Below are 25609 nucleotides of genomic sequence, written 5' to 3'. Positions count from 1 at the left end.
GTTATTGCTCGTTAAACGTTTCTGTTAATATTTCCTTATCGTCAAAATGATGTCGTATCCCATTGATCTCCTGATAATTCTCGTGCCCCTTGCCAGCTACCAAAATTACGTCATGTGCCTGCGCCAGATGACAAGCTGCACGAATTGCTTCTTTCCGGTCTGAAATAGTAAACGTCTTCCGTCGCCCATCCGCAGGGATGCCGACTTCCATATCTCTTAATATTGATATCGGATCTTCTGTTCGCGGATTATCTGACGTCAAGATCACCCTGTCACTATATTCCACCGCCACTTTTGCCATCAGCGGACGCTTCGTTTTATCACGATCACCGCCACAACCCACAACAGTAATAATCTGTTCTCCACCCTGTCGCAATTGCTGGATGGTAGACAATACATTTTCCAACGCATCTGGCGTATGAGCATAATCGACAATCGCAATTCGACCATCCGCCGATATCTGTGTCTCGAACCGCCCCGCTGCTCCGGGAAGCCGACTTAATATCGTGAGGACTCGTTTGTGATCCTGCTCCAACAGCATGGCTGTCGCGTATACCGAGACCAAATTATAAGCATTAAACTGACCAACTAACTTCACCCATACCTCATCTCCATCAACGTTCAGGAGCATACCATCAAAATGGCTTTCAATAAGTTTCCCATTATAATCCGCCAAGTTCTTCAGACCATAGCTTTTCTTATACGCTTTTGTGTTTTGCAACATAACCATGCCATTCTTATCATCCATATTTGTCAGGGCAAAAGCTGACTTAGGAAGCATATCAAAAAATGCTTTTTTTGCTTTGATATACTTATCGAATGTACCATGGTAATCTAAGTGATCATGTGTAATATTTGTAAATACCCCGCCGGAAAAAGACAGGCCGCCTACGCGAGACTGATCTACCGCATGTGAGCTAACCTCCATAAAGCAGAAATCACAGCCCTCCTCTACCATTTGATCCAACAAACGGTTCAGACTGATCGGATCTGGAGTGGTATGCGCGGCAGGTAGGATTTCGGATCCGATCCGGTTGTGAACAGTAGACAACAAACCGACATAATAGCCTAGATCTTTAAATAGTTGATATAACAAGGTGGCCACGGTGGTTTTGCCATTGGTACCGGTAACCCCAACTAATTTTAGTTTATTTGAAGGTCGCTCATAAAAGTTATGAGCCATTTGCCCTAAGTTCTCGGCTGAATTCTCAACGAGAATATAAACAATTCCTTCGATCAACTCATCAGGCAGCTCTTCACATACGATCGCAACCGCACCCTGCTCGATCGACTGTCTTATATACGAATGTCCATCTACAGCAATCCCCCTAACGGCTACAAACAGATCACCCTCTTCGACCTTCCTTGAGTCTGAATGTAGCTGATTAACCACAATATCCAGCGAGCCCTTCGTCTGAAGAATCTTCACATCAGTCAATATGTCGGTCAAACTTCTCATTTCAACTCAATTGCGATTGATAAATTATTTGTTATTTCTTGTCCAGCAGACAAGGATTGACGAACTACCTTTCCCTTACCGTTGACTGACACTTTAAAGCCTGCATTTCCCAGAATATATAAAGCATCCTTAAGCCCCATCCCTATCAAGTTTGGAACCTTCCCTTTTACTGCATCAGTGTCATTGTATGCAATAAGCGTAGAATCATTGTTAATCGCGTTGCCTAAATCAAACTCTTGATAAAGCCTTTTTGCAGCCTCCATTGAACCCGCTTTGGTTTCTGGTGAAACAGAAGCCTGCGCCATCTGGAAACCGCCAACTCCCTGATACATATCCATATCACTGGCATAGATACGTTGGGCAACCTCACTAAAAACCGGTCCCGCGACGCTTGCGGCATAATACCCGTTCCTCGGATTCTGAACCACAACAATCATGGAGTATTTGGGATTATTAGCTGGGAAATAACCCGCAAAAGAAGCCTGATACCTCCGTCTGCCCCGATACCCGGCCGCACCGTCAGCCATCTGGGCCGTACCAGTCTTTCCGGCAATCTTAAACAATGAGTTCTTCAGACCTTTGCCGGTCCCTTCCTCAACCGCGCCAAGTAACATTTCCTGTAAAACCTTGATGGTACGTGGCGAAGCAATGGATTCATCAATGACCCGCGCTTTGTAACGCTCTACGGTATTTCCTAAGCGACGAATCTCTTTTACGAAAAGAGGACTGATCATAACCCCATCATTTGCCACAGCATTATAGAAAGTCAACATCTGTAAAGGAGTCATCAACAGTTCATATCCATAGGACATTTGCGTAAGCGATAATCCGCTCCACGACTTTGAATCAGGTGTTTTTATCAGAGGCCTGCCTTCCCCCGGAAATTGTAAACCCAGTTTATCATTTAAATGAAGTTCATGGAGCCCTCTTGTAAAAGCGGCCGGACTTTCATTGTAATACGTATGGATTAACTTGGTTATTGCTGTATTCGAAGACACCTCAAACGCCTTTTTTACGGAAATTTTCCCATAGCCACCATGTCTTGAGTCGCGATGTGTTTTGTTATAAACCCTGAAAACACCGTTTCCGGTGTCTACAATATCTCCCGTATCTATTTTGCCATCTTCAAGCGCCACGAGGTACGACGCCAATTTAAATGTTGAACCAGGTTCGGCACTTTGAGCGATCGCATAATTGAATTTCTCTTCATACGTTCCTTCAGCAACTCGGGTATAATTGGCAATAGCCCGTACTTCACCTGTTTTTACTTCCATTACGATCACACAACCATTATCAGCGTTGCTTGTAATCAGCTGGCGCTCCAGTGCACTTTGGGCGATATCCTGCATGCGGATATCAATGGTAGAGATAATATCTGCACCGTCGACAGGCGCTACATCCATCTCCGGATTGACCGGCATCCAGACACCACCCGCAATCCGCTGTACCAAACGCTTCCCCCCCTCGCCGTCAATATAATTTGCATATGCACCTTCTAAACCTACCGGCTGCACATTTTCATTTTTATAACCTATGGTTCTTTTGGCTAAATCATCAAAAGGCAAAACACGCTTATTTTTCTGTTCAGCAATCATGCCTCCGGCCATAATGCCAAGGTTAAAAATGGGGAAAGACCTCATTTTCTTCATAGATTGATAGCTAACATCTCTTTTAATCAGAAAATAACGATTCTTATCGCTCCTTGCTCTCCTCAAAGCCCGTGAATACTGAGTCGCCGATTTATCCTTAAAGAAACCGGACAACGAATGTGCTAAAGAATCTACTTTCGAATAAAAGACGTCGTCTTCCTCAATACCGGGAGCATACATATCCATACGGATATCATATTCGGGCACAGAAGTGGCCAGTAAACTCCCGTCTACTGAATAGATATTTCCTCGGGCTGCATCGATATCTACATAGCGCGTGGACAAGCTGTCTGCCATTGCCGCCCATTTCTCGCCATGCACCATCTGAATGTTAAACATCTTGTAAACAACAGCCAACGCTATCACTACCATAATTCCAAAGGAAATATAGACTCTGAGCAATATGTCGGTTCTGATATTCATGCTATCCTAAAGCTTACTTCTTATTGTTTATCTGTCTCTTTTTTAATAACTATCTTTCTCGGTGGAACCACTAATTCCCTTAAACCAACCGTATCTACTAATTTCAGCACCTCTGACTGTGTACTACGCAACATCATGTCAGCCTTTAGTGTCTTAAACTCCCAACTCATCACCTTTACCTCCCTGCTTAAACTGGATATCTTTCTAACCGTATTTTCTGCATAATGCCGGTTTGCGATATAAATAATCCCCAGGAAAGACACGAAAAGAATAAAAGGAATGTTATTGACGATACTCAAAGATGACAGTCGACCACCAGAAAGCACCTTGCGGACAAAGTCTTCCGAGGCACTCGCCTTTTCTTCAACAGAGTCCTGAATTTCCTGTTGCATCTTTTCAGTCAACGGCTCATTCTTTTTGTAAGTATTTCCCATAACTATATCTTTTCCGCAATCCTCAACTTGGCACTCCTCGCTCGATTATTTGCCTCTACCTCCTCCGCCGAGGCCACCATTACTTTTCTATTGACGGCCCGCAAAGGCTTAATTTCATTTCCAAAAAAGTCTTTCTCAACTTCCCCCTTAAACTTACCCTTGGCAATAAAATTTTTTACCAAACGATCTTCAAGCGAATGGTAAGACATCACAACAAGCCGACCTCCAGTTTTTAACAAATCAGCAGACTGGAGCAAAAACGCTTCTAAAGCCTGTAGCTCTTTGTTTACCTCAATTCGCAATGCCTGAAAGACCTGCGCATAGTATTTATTTTCCCTTTTCTTAGGAACAACCGCTTCAACCGCCCGTTTTAACTGGGAGACCGTAACAATGGGCTCAATCACCCGCGCTGCTACAAGAGTTCGCGCTAAAGTCCGAGCATTCTGTATCTCGCCGTACATTCCAAAAATCCGGTGAAGCTCTTCCTCTGGATACGTATTGACCACGTCACGTGCGGTCAACGTACCGACCTGATCCATCCGCATATCCAAATCCGCATCAAAGCGAGTAGAAAAACCGCGTTCCCTTTCGTTGATCTGATGAGAAGAAATACCCAAGTCTGCCAAAATTCCGTCCACTTCGACAACTCCATGCACCCGCAGATTATTCTTCATGAAACGAAAGTTCTGATGAATCAATGTAAAGCGATCATCCTGAATAGAATTAGCGATTGCATCCGGATCCTGATCAAAAGCATACAGCTTACCACCTTCACCCAGATTCCGCAAAATTTCACGAGAATGCCCACCACCACCGAACGTAACATCTACATAAATTCCATGCTGGTCAATATTGAGCGCATCAATGCACTCCGTTAGCATTACCGGTATGTGGTAATCATTGTTCATTTTCCTTCCTCCTCAAATTTCCCATAACTTCTTCAGCCAACGTCGCAAAATCATCACCTTCATCCTCCCATTGCTCATCATATTTCGCTTTCGACCAGATTTCTATCTTATCAAACTGACTTGCCAAAACCACCTCCGATGTAATCCCTGCATAAGCCTGCAACGCCTTCGGAATCAAAACCCGACCAGCAGCATCCAACGTCAACTCAGTAGCACCCCGCATAAACTTGCGGATAAACTCACGACTCTTCCTTTCAAATTGATTCAACTTACTGAGTTCATCCATGATTTTATTCCACTCTGAACGAGTGTAAATCACCAGATGTTCTTCCAATCCCCGGTTCACAACAAGCCCTTCCCGCTCAACATCAGGCATTTGCCTTTTGAGCGCGGCCGGCAACACCATCCTACCTTTGGTGTCTAGCTTGCATTCATATTCGCCGAGGAAATAACTCATTCTTCAAAAAATTCTACTAATCAAATGTAAAAGTATAAAATTCTTCCACTTTCTCCCACTTTCCCCCACAAAAAAGTTTTCCACACCACAATTTCACGTGTTTAAGTGAACTCGGTTAGACTCCAAACAACGCGATGTAACGAAAAAAATCATGAGAAAATCTGCCTGCCGAAAGATATATTAATTCCTGGTTTGAGACTGGCTTTTAAAGAACAGTGACTTAACAGTGATTTAACAGTCCTTGCACAGTGGTAAGAGGTCAGTTAAACCACTGTTCAAGGACTGTTTGACCACTGTTAGACCACTGTTTAATTAGCAGAAGTGTTCCAGAAATCCAGAAGCATTTTAGAGCAATTTCAAAACAAGTTCTGTAGCGAAACCCATAAAAAAAGGACTGTCTTTTTTCTGTTCACTAGAAAAAAGACAGTCCTTTAATTTTATCAGTAAAGTATTCTCCGAAACCGACTACATATGTCGGTGCTCCCTCGACTTAGGAGATAGCTTTTACGCCTGGCAATTCCTTCCCTTCCATGTATTCTAACAATGCACCACCACCGGTGCTTACATAGCTCACATGTTCAGTCATCTTGAATTTAGCGATTGCCGCTGCTGAGTCACCACCGCCGATCAGAGAAAAGGCACCTCGTTCCGTTGCTGCTACGATAGCACTGGCAACAGCCCGGGTTCCTTTTGCATAGCTATCCATTTCAAAAACTCCCATTGGACCGTTCCATAGAATAGTTTTCGAAGCACCGATAATTTCAGCGAAATGCTCTGCAGATTCAGGACCGATATCCAATCCCATTTTGTCTGCCGCTATGGTGCTATTCGGCCCTGGAGAATGTGGTGCATCATTTGAAAATTCGTCCGCGATAATCGCATCCGTTGGCAAAACAAGATTTACATCATTTTCATCCGCTTTCTTTATCAGCTCAAGTGCCAGGTCCAGTTTATCAAGTTCAACTAAGGAGTTGCCGATTTCGCCACCTTGCGCTTTCACGAAGGTATAGGCCATACCACCACCAATAATTAAGTTATCAACCTTGCTTAGAAGAGCTTCTATCAGTTCCAACTTGTCAGACACTTTTGCCCCTCCCATAATTGCAGTGAAAGGTCGTTCGGCATCTTCCAGTACTTTTTTCGCGTTCTCCAATTCAGCTGCCATCAAGTACCCAAAATATTTATTTTCCGGAAAATAGTCAGCGATAATGGCAGTCGATGCATGTGCCCGGTGAGCGGTTCCAAAGGCATCATTTACATATACATCTCCGAGTTCAGCCAATTTTTTTGCAAAGTCGGCATCGCCTTTTGTCTCTTCTCCGTAAAAGCGCAAGTTCTCTAGCAGCAACACTTCGCCCGACTTCAAGGCAGCGGCTTTCTCCTTTGCTTGCTCTCCGACACAATCATCTGCAAATTGAACCTGAAGATCCAATGCATCCGAGAGGTGGTTGACAATATGACGTAACGAAAATTTATTATCCGGTCCATTTTTCGGTCTACCTAAATGAGACATTAAAATAACAGCCCCTCCGTCATCAAGAATTTTCTTAATTGTTGGCAACGCACCTTTGATTCTGGTATCGTCCGTAATGTTGAACTGTTCGTCTAATGGCACGTTGAAATCGACGCGGATCAGTGCTTTTTTACCTGAGAAATTTATATCGTCTATTGTCTTCATTATATTATTTCCTTTATAATTTTAAGATTAACGCAACAAAATTAGAATAAATCATGAGAGTATCAAATTGCATTGATCCGACTTAACAAATCGACTATTCGGTTTGAATATCCGTATTCATTGTCGTACCAACCTACCACTTTTACCAATCCGCCAACGACGGAAGTAAGCAACGAGTCAAAAATACAAGAATAAGGACTATTGAGAATATCAACTGAAACAATGGGATCTTCGGTATACTTTAAAATCCCTTTCAAATCTGATTCAGACGCCTCTCTAAAGACCGCATTGATCTCTTCAACGGTGGGTTGCTTTTCTAAAATACAAGTAAAATCAGTCAATGATCCGTTGAGAACCGGTACACGTATCCCTGCGCCTCCGAGCTTTCCATCTAAATGAGGAAAAACATTGGTAATTGCTTTCGCAGCCCCGGTCGTGGTTGGGATAATGGAAGCAGACGCCGCACGCGCTCTTCGCAAGTCCCGATGCGGCGCATCGTGAAGGTTCTGGTCTCCTGTCATGGAGTGAACGGTCGTAATATAACCATCTATAATTCCCCAATTCTCATCCAGAACCTTAACCATCGGTGCAACATTGTTCGTCGTACATGATGCGTTGGACAGAAGAGGCAAAGATAGATCAATTGTTGAATCGTTAACCCCTAGAACCAAGGTGGGGATTTCCTTACTAGGCGAAGGTGCTGATACAATAACCTGGTTGGCACCGGCTTTCAAATGCTTTTCAGCGTCTTTTTTTTTCGTAAAAAAACCTGTCGACTCGACAACTACATCGACATCCAGATCCCTCCAAGGCAAATTCGATGGCTCTCGTTCATTTAAAATCAGGATTTCCTTTGTGTTGATCGTAATTTTGTTGTTTCCACTAGTAACTTCACCCTGAAAAGGGCCATGAACGGAGTCATATTTAAATAGATGTGCTAAGGTAGCACTGTCGGTTAAGTCGTTAATGGCTACAACCTGAATATCCTCATTTCGATAAATGAGCGTTCGCAAGGTATTTCTACCAATGCGCCCAAAACCATTGATGGCAACTCGAAGCATAAAGCGTTATTACATTATTTTACTGATAAAAAAGTTACGGATTTCTCCGTTGAAACGGGTGTCATTCTCGAGATTGGGAAGGTGGCCACAACCCGGAAACTCCAGATATCGGACATCAGGAATCATCTTTTCCATTTTATTCATCTGCTCTTTCGAAACAATCTGATCCTCTTCACCCCGCAAAAGCAAGACCGGCACACGGATATGACTTAGCGTATGCGTTGTATCTGTCCGAGAGGCAAGAGCCAAAAGCGTTGCGCAGATGTTGCGCTCATTGTTTCGTCGAATCGAGCTTTTTATCAAATCGACAACTTCTTTTTTATTTGTCCGGGTTTTCTCGGACAACACATTTTTTGCGAAGCCAATTGCAAATGTTCTTTTACCATTTTTCAAAACCGATTCGATCGTCGCAAAACGCTTGATCCTCCCCTCGTTTGGATCATCAAAAGAATGGGTGTCACAGAGGATGAGGCCCCTAAACTTTTCCGGATCCATTTCATGAGCACGCAAAGCGATATAACCACCCATCGACACGCCGCAAACGACAACAGGGCCAGCATCTAGCCATTCGATAAACGCCAGCAGGTCTTTAGCAAATACATCCAAATTAAAATAGCCGTGGCCGGTTGTGCTGTTTCCATGCCCCCTAACATCATAAGCTATCCCTCGCACCTGATCTGGCAGATCCTGTAATTGGGGCACCCAAGTGTTTTTATTGAAAGGAAAACCATGGATAAATATGATGGTAGCTTCCGCTTCGTCAGAATCGCTCAGCAAATATGATATGCTAATATCCCTTAGTCTCACTTTTTTACGCTTAATCTCGCTCATGTTCCTTCGTGTTTTTTTGTTCTGACTACCCTTTATGATAGAACGATAAAATTAACAAAAAAGCATCAGGATCATCCAATTATATAGCGAGAATAAAAAATAATACGATATTTTATGAAAAAAATTTCTTCATATAGAAATTGAATTATATCTTTGCGTTCCGATTCAGGACGCACTTGTAGCTTAACTGGATAGAGCACCTGACTACGGATCAGGAGGTTAGGGGTTCGACTCCCTTCAAGTGCACATAATTACATTTCAAAAGCCTAATCTAACAACTGATTAGGCTTTTTAACTTTAAACCACTATGCTAAATTTAGTCTTATTTGGCCCTCCAGGTGCCGGCAAGGGTACCCAATCACAAAAACTGATCGACAAGTACAACTTAGTGCACTTATCAACAGGAGATTTGCTACGCAACGAGATTACCAACGGTACAGCATTGGGCCTGGAAGCGAAAAAATTAATGGACGATGGGAAGCTGGTACCTGATGAGGTGGTCATCGGAATGATCCATAATAAATTAAAAGAAAACCCAGAAGCGAAAGGTTTTATCTTTGATGGCTTTCCGAGAACGGTGGCTCAGGCAGAAGCATTGGACAAACTTTTAACATCTGTTGATTCTCAAATTTCCGGGATGATTGCCTTGGAAGTGGAAGAGGTGGAATTAGAGAAGCGACTATTGCTGAGAGGGAAAGATTCAGGACGCCCGGATGATGCTAATCCAGAAGTGATCCGCAAACGAATCAATGAATACAAGTCCAAAACTGCGCCAGTCGCCAACTATTATAATGGTCAAGGTAAATTGACCGCCATTAACGGTATCGGCTCGATCGAAGATATTTTTCAGAAAATTTCCGAGCAGGTTGATCGTTTAAAATAAACTGATTCACTTTCCTCATTGCTACAAAATGTCTCAAGGCTCAAACTTTGTTGATTATGTTAAGATCTGCTGTCGTTCGGGACGCGGGGGTGCAGGTTCTGCGCATTTGCATCGGGACAAAAAAACTGCGAAGGGCGGCCCGGATGGTGGTGACGGAGGACGCGGCGGCCATATTATACTCAAAGGCAATGCTCAGCTGTGGACACTCCTGCATCTAAAATTCCGAAAACATGTCATCGCTAAAAATGGCGAGCCTGGTGGGCTGTCTCTTCGTACGGGAAAGGATGGAGATGACGAGATATTGGAAGTACCGTTAGGCACGGTGGCCAAGGATGCCGAAACAGGTGAGATTCTTTTTGAAATCACAGAAGATGGAGAAACCAAGATTTTGACCCCTGGTGGGCGCGGAGGTTTAGGAAACTGGCATTTTAAGAGTGCTACCCGACAAACACCACGATTTGCTCAACCCGGAGAAGCAGGTCAGGAGCGCTGGATGGTTTTGGAGCTGAAAATATTAGCTGACGTTGGACTGGTAGGCTTCCCTAATGCAGGAAAGTCAACCCTTCTATCGGTTGTTTCAGCAGCCAAACCTGAGATAGCTGATTACCCCTTTACAACATTGGTTCCAAACCTCGGAATTGTACAATACCGCGATAATAAATCGTTTATCATGGCCGATATTCCAGGGATTATTGAAGGTGCCTCGAAAGGTAAAGGTTTAGGTTATCGTTTTCTGCGCCACATTGAGAGAAACTCCGTTCTGTTGTTCACAATTCCTGCTGATACTACGCGAAGCGTTTCTGAGGAATATGATATATTGCTAAAAGAGCTAACGGAATACAATCCAGAATTAATTGATAAACCACGTGTTTTGGCGATAACAAAATCTGACTTACTTGATGATGAGCTGCAAGCAGAAATGAGAGCTGGCCTCCCAGCACAAATCCCTTCTATTTTCATTTCGTCTGTTGCTCAAAAGAATATTACGGAATTAAAAGATCTTATTTGGTCATCAATTCATGACGGAGACAACAGCTACGATTAACGTTTCATAGCGCGATTGAGCTCCCTCTTCGTTTCCCTTTCTTTAATTGAATCACGCTTATCAAAATCCTTTTTCCCCTGTGCTAATGCAATTTCAACCTTCGCGAACCCTCGGTCACTGATAAACATTCTAAGCGGAACAATCGTATATCCGCGTTCTTCCCCTTTTACGCGAAGTTTTTTCAATTCCTTCTTTGTCAACAGCAGTTTGCGGTCGCGCTTAGCTTCATGATTATAGAAAGACCCATGCGAATACTCAGATATGTGCATATTACGGATGTAGAGCCCATCTTTCAGGAATGAGCAGAAAGAATCATTAATATTGGCTTTTCCGGCGCGGATCGATTTAATTTCGGTTCCCAACAGCGAGATTCCGGCCACGTAACGATCCAAAATATGATATTCGAACGTAGCTTTCTTGTTCTTAATATTGATTTCTGAAGACAGCTTCATGTTTTAACTGATGTAAATATTTTCCGCCACTTTCCGTGATACGTTTACGTTTCCATCGTTTACTTTCAATGAAAGAGTACCATCAAAAGCAAAACGACTGATTATTTCCACCTTGCTATTGATACCAATACCTAGTGCATCAACGTGTTGCAAAAAATCCGTGTCGTTATCTCTGACAGAAATAACTTCACAGGTAGTACCTGGTAAGCAATCGGCCAGTGTTTTTTTTTCCTTTATCTGGTAAGAGCCATTTTTTGAAGGAATTTCGTCACCATGCGGATCAAAGCGAGGGTAGTCGAGAAACTTGTCTAATTTCTCGATCAGCTTTTCCGACTGGATATGTTCAAGCTGCTCAGCAACCTCATGAACCTCGTCCCAAGAAAAATCAAGTTTCGTAAATAAAAAGGTCTCCCAAAGGCGGTGTTTTCTGATAATCTGAACGGCGAGGTTTCTACCTTGCTCAGTCAGGTTAATCTTCCCGTAACGCTCATAGTCAACTAGTTGTTTATCTCTCAATTTTTTCACCATGTTATTAACAGTAGCAGGGCGCACACTCAAACGATCGGCCAATTGGTTGATCCCTACGCCGACATAATCCTTTTCGTGGGAGGACAGATGCAATAGAGCCTTTAAATAATTCTCTTCTGTTATTGTTAACATATTAAGCAAAGGTAAAAAAACGAAATGATTTATTTACATTTGTGATATGTCAGTACACAAGGAAACGAAACGCATTACGACTGCTGTCATCGCGGAGATGAAGCTGTCAGGTGAAAAAATAACCATGTTAACGGGCTATGATTATTCTACTGCCCGGATCTTGGACCAAGCCGGTATTGAAATGATCTTGGTTGGTGATTCAGCAGCTAATGTTTTTGCAGGTTATGAAACCACGCTTCCCATTACACTCGATCAAATGATCTACCATGCGTCAGCGGTAGTCCGCGCAGTGAAAAGAGCGATGGTAATTGTCGACCTGCCTTTTGGTAGCTACCAAGGCGATGCCAACAAGGCATTGGACTCAGCAGTTCGGGTAATGAAAGAATCGGGAGCCCACGGAATTAAATTAGAAGGTGGTGTGGAAATCAAAGAGGCTGTCGAAAAAATCACTCAAGCTGGCATTCCAGTCGTAGGGCACCTGGGGTTGACACCACAGTCGATCAATCAGTTTGGCAATTTCGGCCTTCGGGCAAGCGATGAAGGTGAAGCACATGTATTGCATCACAATTATGCAGCCCTAATTGAAGCAGGTTGCTTCGCTGTCGTTCTTGAAAAAATACCGGCTAAACTGGCACAAGAACTCACGAACCATTCCAGAATTCCAACGATCGGCATTGGTGCTGGCGCTGGTTGTGATGGACAGGTATTGGTTGTGAACGACATGCTTGGATTAACTGAAAATTTTAAGCCCAAGTTTTTACGTCAATACCTAAATTTGCACAACGAAATTACCAACGCGGTGCGCCAGTACATTATGGACGTTAAGGACAATAGCTTTCCGAGCGAGAACGAACAATACTAGGGTTTCACCAAGCTTCATCACCCAGTAGCGGTACAAATCGGAAGGTATCTAGCTCTATCCGCTCGTAATCATCTTCTGCGACGCGGAGAATGGTCATCATTTTTTGTTCTTTCTCAGTGCCTACAGGAATGACAAGGATCCCCCCTATCTTCAACTGTTTTAGCATTATTTCAGGAACCATGGGCGCCCCTGCTGTGACAATGATTTTGTCATAAGGTGCATATTTTTCAATCCCTTTAGAACCGTCCCCAAAGAAAAAGTGTGGACGGTAGCCCATATAAGGAAGAACCTGGATGGTTCTTTCGTATAGGTTTCTTTGTCGCTCAATCGTATAGACTTCGGCGCCTAACTCCATTAGAATACAAGTCTGATAACCCGATCCGGTGCCAATTTCAAGCACCTTATCCCCTCGCTTTATATGCAACAACTCCGTTTGATAAGCGACGGTATAAGGTTGCGATATGGTTTGACCGTCCCCAATGGGGAAAGCAATATCTTCATAGGCTTTCCCCCAGAATGTTTCGTCAAAAAAATAATGCCGGGGAACCTTCCCAATCGCATTGAGCACATTTTTATCTTCAATACCCCGCTTTTCGAGTAACTTAACAAGCCTTTTTCGTGCCCCCTTTTCACGGTAATTATCAATGAACTTGTACGCCATACCTTCAAAATTACTCAAAAAAAGGCTTAACTATTAAAGAAAATACAGAACATTGATTATAAAAGCGTTAATAAGGGTCTACATCAACAGTCAGTCGTGAACCCTTGTTGAGTTTATCCAGTTGATAGCTTTGAATCGTCTGTTTTAAAACTTCCTTCACCTTTGCTATACTAACATTTGCCCTGCTGAACTTCAGAAGAATGCTGTTAATATAATAGGTTCGGATTCGCCCGACCAATGGGGGTTCTGGACCCAAAACCTGCTCACCAAAATGAGCTCGCAACATGGTCGCTAAACGTTGGGCGCAGTCGACCGCTAAATGCTGATCCTTATGCTTCACATCAACCCGAATCAGTCTGAAAAAAGGTGGATATAAAAACTTTTTCCGTTCCACTATTTCCGTTTGAAACATTTCTTCATAATCATGTTTAACCACTTGGTCGAGGATTCTGTGGGTAGTTGCATAAGCCTGGATAATTACCTTCCCTTGCGCATCTCTTCGCCCTGCCCTTCCCGCAACCTGAGCCAACATGGAAAAGCTTCTTTCAAAAGCCCGAAAATCTGGGTAGTTAATGATGCTATCGGCGTTTACAATACCAATCAAACTTACCTTTCCAAAATCCAGTCCCTTCGTGACCATTTGGGTACCTATCAGGATATCAAACCGATGTTCATCAAAATCATCTAAAATTCGCTCAAAGCTATTTTTGGCACGCGTGGTATCCAGATCTAGCCGCCCGATTTTCGCTTCAGGAAGAAGCACTGATAATTCCTCCTCTACACGCTGTGTACCAAAGCCTTTGCTTTCAATATGTGTCGAACCGCAAGCCGGACAAAACTCAATTAGGTTTTCCTTAAATCCACAATAATGACAATGGAGCTGACCGCTACTTTTATGGTAAGTCAGGCTCACATCGCAATGAATACAACGAGGTGAGTAGCCACATGTCGCACAAAGCAATAAAGGAGTATGCCCTCTGCGGTTCTGGAATAAGATCACCTGTCCTTTTTTGTCCAGAGCTGCCTGTATGCCCTTTAATAAAGCAGGGGTAAAATACGGACTTGGACTATGCTGTCCCTGAATGTCCTTGAGGCTGACAATCTCAATATCAGGCAATTGGGCATTACCGTAACGCTGATCCAGCTTAATCAGAGCATATTTACCGGCCTTTGCATTGTAATAACTTTCTAAAGACGGAGTTGCCGATCCTAACAAGACATCAGCTCCATATAAACTTGCCAAATAAACGGCCGTGTCCCGGGCTTGATAACGCGGTGCCGGATCAAATTGTTTATAAGAAATTTCATGCTCCTCGTCGACTACCACCAGTCCGAGGTCCTGAAACGGCAAAAACACGGATGAACGTGCCCCTAAGATAACGCGAACCTCACCGTCAAGTACTTTCTTCCACATTTCAGCCCGTTCATTTTCATTTAAACGGGAGTGATAGGTGCCTATTACCGGCCCGAAATGAAGCCGGAGACGTTCAACAATCTGCGTAGTTAGAGCAATCTCCGGTAAAAGGTAAAGTGCCGTCTGGTTACGCTTGAGTACCTCCTGAATCAGCTTGATATAGATTTCTGTTTTTCCTGAAGCGGTTACTCCATTCAGCAAACAGATGCCTTGTTCGGCGAAACCAGTCTTGATCTCTCCAAAAGCCTGCTGCTGATTGGCATTCAAATTTACTTCGGATGAAAAACCTTCACTTGAAACCGAAAACCTGCTAATAACTTTCTCTTCGATCACGAAGATTTCCTTTTTTACTAAGGCAGCAAAAGCCGATGCGCCACAACCCGAGCGCTCAAGAAGTTCTGCTTTCGATACCTCCTTTTGTGTTTTAACAAGCTGCAAATAAGCTAATACTGCATCAGATTGTTTTGGAGCTCGCTCTAAACCATCCAGCAGTTCTTTTTTTGCGCTCTGCGAGTCGAAAATAGTATTTAGCTGTACAAAAGCTTTTTTCTTTGGTTTGTAGCGATCGACAACCTCTTCAGATATCCGAATAAAATTCTTTTCCAAAAGTGACTTTAGGATAGGGAGGACGGTCTTTTGTCCCAAAACCTTCATCACATCGCTAACGCGCAATTCAGGAACCATATCCAATGCATCCATGACAAGGAACTCCCGATCTGTTAACTGCGAACGGTCTCGATCTTGCTGATTATTAGCGATAATTTTGGTCTCACTGGCCAATTTCAGTACAGAAGGTAAAGCTGCTTGCATGACCTCGCCTACCTGACACAGATAATATGTCGAGATCCAGCCCCACAGGGCTAACTGTTTTTCGGTAGCTACCGGACGGTCATCCAATATATCGAGTAAATATTTTGCTTCGTACTTTTCAGGTGGAACTTCGTGAATTTGGGAAATAATGGCTGAGTACACCCTCGTCTTGCCAAACTGGACAACAACTCGCTTCCCAATAGCCAGTTCACTGTTCATTTCCTGCGGGGCACGGTAGGTATAGGTTCCTGCTATCGCTAAAGGGAGTATGACGTCTACAAAATAGGTTCTCAATTACTTATGCCTTATCGTTGCAATGAATAAACTTATCCACCCCAATATAAACATGAGCCCTCCAATTGGGGTTATCGGACCAAGAAATGACGCTTTTAGACTGGTTATTTCGCGTGTGGACAGTAAATAAAGTGATCCTGAAAATAACAGAATACCAAGAGTGAAGGTCAAGAAAGCGAAATTAATAAGTCCATTTTTTGCTCTAGAAAATGTCGCCAGGTATAGGATAGCAAACGTATGATAAAACTGATAACTTACGGCAGTTTTCCAATTATCCAAACTATCTTCGCTAATCTTATTCTCTAACCCATGAGCACCAAATGCACCTAAAATGACCGCAATCAATCCAAAAAGTGCACCGGTAAGTATGATTCGTTTGTTCATGTTTCTAATTTCCGTTAAATTTAATAAACCTTTTAGATTTTCGTTCTCTCATTGTTAAATTTTTAACTTTGTGAGAAAGTTATGGGTTAACTTATCGAGAGTCAGCACTCGTTTTCACAACAAAAGATCCTGATGAAAAGAACAATCATTCTCACCGTCTTCCTGTTCATAGTGATGATCATCGTGTCCATCCTCTATTTTTCTCAGCTGAAACAAACACAGAATATCAATAGCCGGTCAATTTCATCTATTCCGGCAGACGCTGCGTTGTTGATAACATTGAATAACGACTCAAGCTTTTTCGATCTCTTTAAAGACTATGAAGGTTTTCGTTTGGTGATGGGATCTGATGAAATGGATGATTTAAAAACCCTACAGCAATTCGTACTTCAAAACACGATGCTGAAAATGGCAAGCATGAACCAACCACTCTATTTTTCCTTTCATCCGGAAAACGAGCAAATTGAATGGCTGTTAAGTATCCCTTTAAAGGAGAACATGGATATAGAAGCTGTCAAAAATGGCTTAGATTCTACCTTAAACCTAACGGTTAATGGTGTTGGTGATACAAGTTTTATTGAACTGGAAATACCTGATATTGAGCGAAAAATATACACATCAATTTTACCAGACCGAGCGATCTTGAGTTTTTCGAAACCATTAATGGAGCGAGCTTTAAATAACTCGGAGGATCATTTGTCAGAGCTTTTTCTGGAGAAATTCAAAACAAACTTTTCAGCTAACGCACCTCTACAAGCATATGTAAATCATGAAAAACTACCCGAGCTGCTTTCGCTGATCGCATCGAAAACAACCAGCCCGCTAGCTTTATTTGAAAACTTAAACGGAATCTCTGCATTTGATCTGAATTATAAATCAGATGTGCTTATGTTCAGTGGAACGATGTCAATCGTACCGACCGACTCATCCTATCTAAGTTTATTTATGAACCAGGAGCCTGTTTCATACCAGTTAAAAAATTGGATTCCTGATCATACCGCTTTGGTGGAGATTTTCGGAGTATCCGATTATGAACAATTTCATGACGGGATTAGAACTTTATTGGAAAACAGAGCGGAAATCGACCAGCTCCAGGAGCAATTCAGGTATATCAAATCAAAGGAAAATGTGGTGATTGATGATGAACTGCTCCGGATTTGGGGAAATGAGTTTGCCAAGCTGACCCTGCGCTCTGGCGAAGAAATCGGCATCATCGCCATCCGGGACTCACTGGAATATGCACAAATCGCCGAAAAGATCAGCACACCAAATGCCGATAGTACCGTCTGGCATTTCGACAACTCAAATTTACTCTATTACTCCCTGGGCGATCCTTTCAAAAATTTTAAAAGACCTTACTTTACCTATACACATGGCTATATGATACTGGCTAACCGTCCGAGTAATATAAGTAACTATTTGGATGACATCGAAGCTGGCAATTTATTAATTGAAGAGGAAGAATATCAGGCCTACGAAAATCTGCAATCCACTACGGCTAACTATTCGCTTTTCATCCATCGTGAAAATGCGGATCGAACTATCAGGAATAATCTGAATAGACAGATGCGGCAAAACTACCAAGACTCTGACAATTACGGTTTTGAAGATTTTTATGCATTTTCTTTTCAACTCTCTGGTAATGATGACCGATTTATTACTAACTTGTACGGTCAGTTCAAACTCTCAGAAAAATAATATTTCTTGACGTTTTGTTACAACAAGTTATTAAAAAAAGATAACTATAAAAAACTTTCCACAATTCAAATTGCTGCAAAACAACTAGTTACACATAAATGTTTGTAAACTTTTAAGATTTATTTTTATTCTAAGTTTCAAAAAGTTTTATTCTAAGTTTTTAAAAAAGTATCTTTGTGTATACTTTTCGATACCCTATTTAAGAACTATCACGTTCGTTCAACTGGAATTCAAATTATTAGTATACATAACGTAAAAAATGGATATGGAATTAACTAAACCTACAGAAAAGCCAAAGACGTATTCATTAGATGAAGCTTATGAAGCTTCTCTGAAATACTTCAAAGGCGATGAACTCGCCGCCCGTGTTTGGGTGAACAAATATGCGCTGAAAGATTCTTTCGGAACCTTGTTTGAAAAAACCCCCGATGATATGCATCGAAGAATTGCAAAGGAAATAGCAAGAATCGAAGCTACCTACCCCAACCCGTTAAGTGAAGATGAGGTGTTTGATTTAATCAAAGGTTTCAAATACATCATTCCACAAGGGAGCCCCATGACGGGTATTGGAAACCCTTTTCAAATTGCATCTTTATCAAATTGTTTTGTAATTGGCTCAGATGGTCCTTCTGATTCTTACGGAGGAATTATGAAGACCGATCAGGAACAAGTTCAGTTAATGAAAAGAAGAGGTGGCGTAGGCCATGACCTTTCTCATATCCGACCGAAAAGCTCTCCTGTTAAAAACTCGGCTTTAACCTCTACAGGTCTGGTTCCTTTTATGGAGCGGTATTCCAACTCTACTCGTGAAGTTGCTCAAGACGGTAGGCGTGGTGCTTTAATGCTTTCAGTTGCCATCAAACACCCGGATGCTGAGAGTTTTATCGACGCAAAAATGACACAAGGGAAGGTTACAGGAGCGAATGTTTCGGTAAGGATCGACGATGCTTTTATGAAAGCGGTTGAAAACAATACCCCTTATGTACAGCAATATCCGATTGATAGCAAAAAGCCGATGGTTAAAAAAGAAGCAGACGCCCAGGCTATCTGGAAAAAAATTGTTCATAATGCATGGAAGTCCGCTGAACCAGGTATCCTATTCTGGGATACGATTATCGGAGAATCGCTGCCAGACTGCTATGCTGATTTAGGATACAAAACCATTTCAACGAACCCTTGTGGTGAAATTCCTCTTTGCCCTTATGACTCATGTCGTCTTTTGGCGATCAATTTATTTTCTTATGTAGAAAAACCTTTCACTAAAGAAGCTTCCTTTAATTGGGATTTATTCAAAAAGCATGTGCAACACGCACAAAGAATCATGGATGACATCATTGATCTCGAACTTGAAAAGATCGATGCTATCCTACAAAAAATTGAGCAAGACCCTGAAGACATGTCGATTAAAGGGATTGAACATAATCTATGGCTTGCTATCAGAAAAAAGGCTGAAGAAGGAAGAAGAACGGGAATTGGAATTACAGCGGAAGGAGATATGCTTGCTGCCTTGGGCTTGCGTTATGGTAGTGATGAAGGCGTTGATTTTTCTGTAAAAATTCATAAAACACTGGCGTTGGAAGCATATCGTGGTTCAGTATTAACAGCAAAAGAACGAGGTGCATTCGCTATTTATGATGCTGAGCGCGAGAAAGACAACCCATTTATGCTACGCATAAAAGATGCAGACCCAGAGCTCTACTATCAAATGACTGAATACGGTCGCAGAAACATTGCTTTATTAACAATTGCACCTACAGGGACGACAAGTTTGATGTCGCAAACCTCTTCAGGAATTGAACCAGTATTTCTTCCTGTTTATAAAAGAAGAAGAAAAGTAAACCCGAATGACAAGGATGTGCGTGTTGATTTCGTCGATGAAGTGGGTGACTCGTGGGAAGAATACGTCGTATTCCATCACCGGTTTAAAGAATGGATGGAAATAAACGGATACGACACAACAAAGAATTATTCACAAGAAGAGCTTGACAAGTTCATTGAGCTTTCACCTTACTACAAAGCGACTTCGAATGATGTTGACTATCTAAAAAAGGTGCAGATGCAGGGTGCTATCCAAAAATGGGTAGATCACTCAATCAGTGTGACCATTAATATGCCTAACAATGTTTCTGAAGAACTAGTTGGCGAACTTTATATGGAGGCCTGGAAAGCAGGGTGTAAAGGAGTTACCGTTTATCGTGATGGATCACGTGCGGGTGTCCTGATCTCAAACGATGAGAAAAAAAAGGAAGAAACCACAGCCCCGGCAGCTTCAACCTTCCCTACAACGCGCCCAACTATACTCGATGCTGACATTGTTCGGTTCCAGAATAATAAAGAGAAATGGATTGCATTTATTGGTCTGATTGATGAGCGACCTTACGAGATCTTTACCGGTTTGGCAGATGATGAAGATGGTATCACGCTTCCTCGTTGGCTAAACAAAGGACTAATCATAAAAAGCAGGAACGCTGAAGGCGTTTCCCGCTATGACTTCCAATATGAGAATAAAAGGGGTTATAAGACCACGATTGAGGGTCTGTCACACAAATTCAACCCGGAATACTGGAATTATGCGAAACTGATCTCAAGCACGCTCCGCCATGGGATGCCTATTGAAAAGGTCGTTGACTTAATTAGCAGTCTACAACTAGACGAGGCTATCAATACCTGGAAGAATGGTGTTGCCAGAGCTCTGAAGCACTATGTTCCGGACGGAACTGAAGCTACTAAGCAGAAGTGTCAAAATTGCAACTCGACGAACCTGCATTATCAGGAAGGTTGTCTGACTTGTAAAGATTGTGGATCATCCAAATGTGGTTAATAGTTTAAGGTTAAATAAATGGAAAAGCCCCGATGCTCTTTATGAACATCGGGGCTTTCCTTTTATTTATGTTGAGTTATAAAAAACTTTATAACTCTTTAATCTTGATATTTCTATACCAAACCGGATCATTGTGATCTTGCAAAGCAATTTTACCTTTACGGTAGGTACCGAAGCCTGGCCAGTCAGCAAACTTGCTTCCTGCGATCAACTCTTTCCAGCTATCATCCCACATCGTAGTTTTCACAACGGAAACGCCATTTAAAATAAACTCCAACTCGCCTTGGTTGCTGATGATCTCAGCCTGATTCCATTCACCTACTGGCTTCATCGGCTCTGAGCTTGAAGCAATCAGGTCATATAGATCACCTGTGCGGTGTTTATGTATCTTCCCGTCAGCATGCTTATCATTATCAAGCACCTGCATTTCCGGTCCAGTACTATAAGTAGCTCCGTATTTATCTTTGTCTTCATGTACATTGAAGATAATACCGCTGTTACCACCTTCAGATATTTTCCATTCCAGCTTCAAGTGGTAATTCTCATATTCTTTATCCGTTACCAGGTCACCACGGTCTTCTTTGCTCTTGCCTTCTACATTCAGATACAGACTGCCGTCTACCACTTCCCAAGCAGCGCCAGCTTCTTCCTTTCCGTAAGTATGCCAGCCATTGGTAGTCTCTCCATCAAAAAGATCTACCCACCCATCATCACCAGAGATCTTATTAGCAGAACTACAAGACACCAAAGCAATCATGGATACAATTGATAATATTTTAAATTTCATTTTTTCTGTTTGTTATATTATGATTCGTTATTAATTTATACACTTAGTGTCCAACCTTTGCGGTATTCTCTCTTCACAAACTGATTGACTGCATCGAAGTTAGTTATGCGCATCTGGCTGTCGTCCCAAACTAATTTCTTGTAACGACCTGGGTAATTATAACCTTTACCATCAGCTCTTTCCTCACGGATATCAAATCCACGAATTGCCAAGTTTGCCATCAGTAAGCTCTCGGTTAGTGGACACGACACTTCAAATGGTGCACTTACCTCTTTGTTCCCCAATCCGGCAATACAAGCCTCTACCCATTGTGCATAGTGGCCATTTTCTTGATCAGGAACACGTTCGTATTTAGGTTTCACCTTGTTTAAAGCACGTTCAGTTCTGGAAGTTGGAAGCAACTGAGGATTTTTACCATAGGTGCCACACATCACTTTTCCTTTTGTGCCGATCATCAATACGCCGTTTCCTCCATCACCAAATACCTCGTCCGGCCCAAGTTCTTCGGGACGTGTCGGTTGAATACCACCATCCATCCAATGCAAGGTTACTTCCCCTTTGGTTTTCTTAGTTTTTGGATAGGTTAGCGTTACGTGACTTGACGGCGGACAGCTCTCAGGGAAATATCCACGTTGGAATTCATCAACATAAACACTACCTACGCTACATTGAACGTCTTTCGGTGCACCTAATTCAAGTGCTCTAAAAGGAACTTCAACTAAGTGGCAGCCCATATCGCCTAATGCACCGGTTCCATATTCCCACCATCCACGCCAGTTGAATGGAACCAATTTATCGATATAATCTGTATACGGAGCAGTTCCTAGCCAAAGATCCCAGTCCAACTCTTTCGGCACGTCCGCTTTGCCTTTTGGCCATGGAATCCCTTGCGGCCAAACGGGCCGATCTGTCCAGCAGTAAACCGTATGAACATCACCGATTTCACCAGCCTCGTACCACTCGCTGATCAGACGGGTACCGTCATTGGAAGCACCTTGATTACCCATCTGTGTTACTACTTTATAGCGCTTTGCAGCTTCATGTAACATCCGGGATTCATATAAATCGTGCGTCAACGGTTTTTGAACATACACATGTTTTCCTAATTGCATAGCTGCTAAGGTCGTGATCGCATGATTATGATCTGGTGTGGATACTGAAACGGCATCAAAATTCTTAGACTCCTTATCCAGTAACTCTCTCCAATCTTTATAATATTTTGCTTTCGGAAATTTCTTACGTGTGCCTGCTGCTCGTCTATCATCTACGTCGCAAAGGAATGCAATTTCAGCCTTCCCACTTGCATGAAAACTAGCAATATCAGAAGCACCCTTTCCTCCTGCTCCGACACCGGCGATCAATAGCTTATCACTTGGCGCAAGGAAGCCCTTACCTCCCAATACGTGGCGGGGCACAATCATAAAGCTTGCAGCAGCCAAAGCACTGTTTCGAATAAATCCTCTTCTGGATGAATTGAAGACTGATTTCTTCTCTGTTTTTTGAGTCATCTTATTTTAAGTTGGTTAAAAATTTCAGTTAATTATTTTCTTGGTCATCTTTCATTGTACATCATAGTAATCGATTTCTGAGTAAAAGAAAGGATTACAAAAAACGACATGTCAATATAGTGATTTTAAAAATACTTTATCAACACAATTCCTTCTTATTTGCCAAAAAACTACTGCAAGCCTCTATTTTTTAATAAATACTTTACTTCTGGTTCCCTTCCTCTGAAATTTTTATAAAGCTCCATTGGTTCAGCTGTACCACCTTTTTCGAGAACTGTCTTTCTAAATTTAGTTGCTATATCCCGATCAAAAATATCTCCGCTTTCCTTGTAAGTGGCAAAAGCGTCACTATCGAGAACTTCAGACCAGATATAGCTATAGTAACCAGCAGAATAGCCACCAGCGAAAATATGTTGAAAATACGTACTTCTGTAGCGTGGCGCGATCTGGTTGATCAAACCTATTTTATCCATCGCTTGCTTTTCAAATTCCGGCACATTCACTTTTGAGCCAGCTGGCAAGGTATGGTACGCCATATCTAACAACGAAGCTGCAAGATATTCGACGGTCTGAAAACCCTGGTTAAATTTTGAAGCTTCGTCCAACTTCGTTACAAGCTCGGTCGGGATAACTTCACCCGTTTCATAATGTTTAGCATAAAGCGCTAACATCTCTGGCTCAAACGCCCAATGCTCCATAATTTGCGAAGGAAGCTCCACAAAATCTCGTGGAACAGATGTTCCTGAGAGTGTCCTATATTGAACATCGGACAACAATCCATGAAGAGCGTGACCAAATTCATGGAAAAAGGTTGTTACTTCGTCAGGAGTCAGCAACACAGGATCGTTACCAACGGGAGCTGGAAAGTTACAAACGATCGACACGATGGGTGCTATTCTTTTACCCTCTTTAATCGATTGCTTGCGATATGAGGTCATCCACGCTCCACCGCGCTTCGACTCACGCGAGAAAAAATCCATATACATAACGCCAACCAGTCTCCCGTCCGCCTCTTTAACTTCAAAGGCTTTGGCATCTCGATGATACGTAGGAACATCCGGCACCTCCGTAAATGATAGACCATAAAGTTTGTCAACCAATGTAAAAATTCCTTCCCGAACATTTTCTAACTGGAAATACGGCTTGACATCTTCGGCCATAAAGTTGTACTTTTCCATTTTGACTTTATTGGCATAATAGAACCAATCCCAAGCCTCTAATTTTTCGCCGTTCCCTTCCTTGTCCATTAGTTTCTGCATCTCATCTGCCTCTGACTTAGCCACAGGTAAAGCGGCTGCCCAAAGTTGATCCAACAGTTCGTAGACGCGGTCGGGGTTTTTCGCCATACTTTCTTCTAGTACGTAGTGAGCATGACTCTCATAACCTAAGAGACCGGCTTTCTCTGCCCTCAAAACAGCTATTTTAGCTGCGAGTTCTTTATTATCAAATTCATTGTCATGATTAGCTCGATTAATGTAGCCTTTATACATTTTCTCGCGAAGTGAACGATTATGGGCATACTGTAGAAAAGGCATTACACTTGCATTATGCAGAGTGAAGCGCCAAGCATTTTCTTTTCCAGAATTTTCTGCTGATTGCTTCGCCGCGGTTTTTAAAGACTCTGGCAAACCTGAAAGTTCCACATCATCAGTCACAATCAGCTCAAAGCTATTTGTCTCTGAAAGGAGGTTCTGACCAAATGCTAGGGTAGATAATGAAAGTTCACTATTGATTTTCCTCATCCGTTGCTGATCCTGCTCACTTAGGTTAGCCCCACTTCTCAAAAAAGCCTTATAAGTTTTTTCCAATAAACGCTCTTGCTCGCCATTTAAGTTAGCCTGACTACGCTGATCATATACTTGTTTTACACGTTGGAACAACAGTTTATTTAAATAAATATCATCAGAATGCTGTGATAGTTTCGGTGCTATGCTCTTTGCAATTTCTTTAATCTCGTCATTAGTATTTGCTGAATTTAAATTAAAGAAGACCGTACTTACCTTATTCAAGATTTTACCACTATTTTCCATCGCTTCTATTGTATTCTGAAAAGTGGGGGTTGACCGTTGCCGATAAATCGCTGATATTTCCGCTGCTTGCTCCTTCATACCCACTTCAAAAGCTGGCATAAAATGCTCATTTTTGATCTGGTCAAAAGGAGGAACCTCAAAAGAGCTATTGTATTCTGCCAGAAAGGGGTTTTCTAAACTTGTTTGTGCTTTTACCTTACTTTCGTCGGTACTTAGAATCGAAAAAATCAACAAAGTTGATGTTACAGTATGTTTTAGTTCCATATAAAAAATAATATCTCTAGTATGTGCTTAAAAAGTGCACTGAAGCAAACTTAGCGAAAAATAATTAGCGGCTTTGTCAAATTTAAATGACAAATAATAGGATTTTCTTTGCCAACAATAGTGGATTAACGTTGTT

Annotated in this window: 21 protein-coding genes and 1 tRNA gene; 6 read left to right on the top strand and 16 right to left on the bottom strand. The window is 42.2% G+C overall.

Annotated elements, in window-relative coordinates:
* Nucleotide 1: 1 nt before the first annotated feature.
* The 8 genes from D3P12_RS05790 to D3P12_RS05755 form a co-directional block, all read right to left on the bottom strand.
* Nucleotides 2–1459: a UDP-N-acetylmuramoyl-L-alanyl-D-glutamate--2,6-diaminopimelate ligase gene (locus tag D3P12_RS05790; protein WP_118194097.1), complete on the bottom strand. Its 1458-nt coding sequence runs from the start codon at nucleotides 1457–1459 to the stop codon at nucleotides 2–4.
* Entirely contained in the window at nucleotides 1456–3531 is a 2076-nt protein-coding gene (locus D3P12_RS05785; RefSeq protein ID WP_118194096.1) for a penicillin-binding protein, read from the bottom strand. The genes D3P12_RS05790 and D3P12_RS05785 overlap by 4 nt, the downstream gene beginning before the upstream one ends.
* A 20-nt stretch (nucleotides 3532–3551) precedes the next feature.
* Entirely contained in the window at nucleotides 3552–3965 is a 414-nt protein-coding gene (locus tag D3P12_RS05780) for an FtsL-like putative cell division protein (RefSeq protein WP_118194095.1), read from the bottom strand.
* Between the two features lie 2 nt (nucleotides 3966–3967).
* Nucleotides 3968–4873: a 16S rRNA (cytosine(1402)-N(4))-methyltransferase RsmH gene (rsmH, locus tag D3P12_RS05775; RefSeq protein ID WP_118194094.1), complete on the bottom strand. Its 906-nt coding sequence runs from the start codon at nucleotides 4871–4873 to the stop codon at nucleotides 3968–3970.
* The gene (gene mraZ / locus D3P12_RS05770) at nucleotides 4863–5330 is read right to left on the bottom strand and encodes a division/cell wall cluster transcriptional repressor MraZ (protein WP_118194093.1); all 468 of its coding nucleotides are present in this window, start codon (nucleotides 5328–5330) and stop codon (nucleotides 4863–4865) included. Before mraZ ends, rsmH begins: the two co-directional genes overlap by 11 nt.
* Nucleotides 5331–5820: 490 nt before the next feature.
* Entirely contained in the window at nucleotides 5821–7008 is a 1188-nt protein-coding gene (locus tag D3P12_RS05765) for a phosphoglycerate kinase (RefSeq protein WP_118194092.1), read from the bottom strand.
* A gap of 62 nt (nucleotides 7009–7070) precedes the next feature.
* Nucleotides 7071–8069, bottom strand: a complete 999-nt coding sequence (gap, locus tag D3P12_RS05760; RefSeq protein ID WP_118194091.1) for a type I glyceraldehyde-3-phosphate dehydrogenase — start codon at nucleotides 8067–8069, stop codon at nucleotides 7071–7073.
* Between the two features lie 9 nt (nucleotides 8070–8078).
* Nucleotides 8079–8900, bottom strand: a complete 822-nt coding sequence (locus D3P12_RS05755) for an alpha/beta fold hydrolase (RefSeq protein ID WP_118194090.1) — start codon at nucleotides 8898–8900, stop codon at nucleotides 8079–8081.
* A gap of 172 nt (nucleotides 8901–9072) precedes the next feature.
* Here D3P12_RS05755 and D3P12_RS05750 point away from each other — a divergent pair.
* The 3 genes from D3P12_RS05750 to obgE all read left to right on the top strand — a co-directional run bounded on the left by D3P12_RS05750 (nucleotide 9073) and on the right by obgE (nucleotide 10828).
* Nucleotides 9073–9146: transfer RNA gene (locus tag D3P12_RS05750), tRNA-Arg, on the top strand.
* A gap of 61 nt (nucleotides 9147–9207) precedes the next feature.
* Complete coding sequence (locus D3P12_RS05745) at nucleotides 9208–9783, top strand: adenylate kinase (RefSeq protein WP_118194089.1); 576 nt, start codon at nucleotides 9208–9210, stop codon at nucleotides 9781–9783.
* A 28-nt stretch (nucleotides 9784–9811) separates the two neighbouring features.
* A complete protein-coding gene (gene obgE, locus D3P12_RS05740) occupies nucleotides 9812–10828 on the top strand; it encodes a GTPase ObgE (protein WP_118194088.1) in 1017 nt (338 codons plus the stop codon).
* On the opposite strand, the gene smpB is transcribed toward obgE, so the two are convergent.
* Both smpB and D3P12_RS05730 read right to left on the bottom strand, forming a co-directional pair.
* Entirely contained in the window at nucleotides 10825–11280 is a 456-nt protein-coding gene (gene smpB, locus D3P12_RS05735) for an SsrA-binding protein SmpB (RefSeq protein ID WP_118194087.1), read from the bottom strand. The genes obgE and smpB overlap by 4 nt on opposite strands.
* 3 nt (nucleotides 11281–11283) lie before the next feature.
* A complete protein-coding gene (locus D3P12_RS05730; protein ID WP_118194086.1) occupies nucleotides 11284–11940 on the bottom strand; it encodes a metal-dependent transcriptional regulator in 657 nt (218 codons plus the stop codon).
* A gap of 46 nt (nucleotides 11941–11986) precedes the next feature.
* On the opposite strand from D3P12_RS05730, the gene panB reads away from it, so the two are divergent.
* Nucleotides 11987–12802, top strand: coding sequence for a 3-methyl-2-oxobutanoate hydroxymethyltransferase (gene panB, locus D3P12_RS05725; protein WP_118194085.1), 816 nt, complete (start codon nucleotides 11987–11989; stop codon nucleotides 12800–12802).
* A gap of 4 nt (nucleotides 12803–12806) precedes the next feature.
* Here the strand turns inward: panB and D3P12_RS05720 are convergent, their stop codons facing one another.
* The 3 genes from D3P12_RS05720 to D3P12_RS05710 all read right to left on the bottom strand — a co-directional run bounded on the left by D3P12_RS05720 (nucleotide 12807) and on the right by D3P12_RS05710 (nucleotide 16365).
* Nucleotides 12807–13463 carry a protein-L-isoaspartate(D-aspartate) O-methyltransferase gene (locus D3P12_RS05720; protein WP_118194084.1) on the bottom strand — a complete coding sequence of 219 codons (657 nt, stop codon included), beginning with the start codon at nucleotides 13461–13463 and terminating at the stop codon, nucleotides 12807–12809.
* A gap of 67 nt (nucleotides 13464–13530) precedes the next feature.
* The gene (gene priA, locus D3P12_RS05715) at nucleotides 13531–15981 is read right to left on the bottom strand and encodes a replication restart helicase PriA (RefSeq protein WP_245977398.1); all 2451 of its coding nucleotides are present in this window, start codon (nucleotides 15979–15981) and stop codon (nucleotides 13531–13533) included.
* Nucleotides 15982–16365: a DUF423 domain-containing protein gene (locus D3P12_RS05710; protein ID WP_118194083.1), complete on the bottom strand. Its 384-nt coding sequence runs from the start codon at nucleotides 16363–16365 to the stop codon at nucleotides 15982–15984.
* Between the two features lie 132 nt (nucleotides 16366–16497).
* Between D3P12_RS05710 and D3P12_RS05705 the strand changes: the two genes are divergently transcribed.
* Both D3P12_RS05705 and D3P12_RS05700 read left to right on the top strand, forming a co-directional pair.
* Nucleotides 16498–18063, top strand: coding sequence for a hypothetical protein (locus D3P12_RS05705; protein ID WP_118194082.1), 1566 nt, complete (start codon nucleotides 16498–16500; stop codon nucleotides 18061–18063).
* Between the two features lie 265 nt (nucleotides 18064–18328).
* Nucleotides 18329–20884, top strand: a complete 2556-nt coding sequence (locus tag D3P12_RS05700) for an adenosylcobalamin-dependent ribonucleoside-diphosphate reductase (RefSeq protein WP_118196985.1) — start codon at nucleotides 18329–18331, stop codon at nucleotides 20882–20884.
* An 88-nt stretch (nucleotides 20885–20972) separates the two neighbouring features.
* Here D3P12_RS05700 and D3P12_RS05695 read toward each other — a convergent pair whose 3' ends face one another.
* The 3 genes from D3P12_RS05695 to D3P12_RS05685 form a co-directional block, all read right to left on the bottom strand.
* Entirely contained in the window at nucleotides 20973–21671 is a 699-nt protein-coding gene (locus tag D3P12_RS05695; RefSeq protein ID WP_118194081.1) for a 3-keto-disaccharide hydrolase, read from the bottom strand.
* 35 nt (nucleotides 21672–21706) lie between these two features.
* Nucleotides 21707–23179 carry a Gfo/Idh/MocA family protein gene (locus D3P12_RS05690; RefSeq protein ID WP_118194080.1) on the bottom strand — a complete coding sequence of 491 codons (1473 nt, stop codon included), beginning with the start codon at nucleotides 23177–23179 and terminating at the stop codon, nucleotides 21707–21709.
* A 170-nt stretch (nucleotides 23180–23349) separates the two neighbouring features.
* Complete coding sequence (locus tag D3P12_RS05685; RefSeq protein WP_118194079.1) at nucleotides 23350–25473, bottom strand: M3 family metallopeptidase; 2124 nt, start codon at nucleotides 25471–25473, stop codon at nucleotides 23350–23352.
* Nucleotides 25474–25609 lie beyond the last annotated feature (136 nt).

Origin of the sequence: Pedobacter indicus (assembly GCF_003449035.1) — a bacterium.
Taxonomy (GTDB): domain Bacteria; phylum Bacteroidota; class Bacteroidia; order Sphingobacteriales; family Sphingobacteriaceae; genus Albibacterium; species Albibacterium indicum.
Note: the sequence above shows the minus strand (reverse complement) of the source record. Positions and strands in the feature narration are given on the sequence as shown.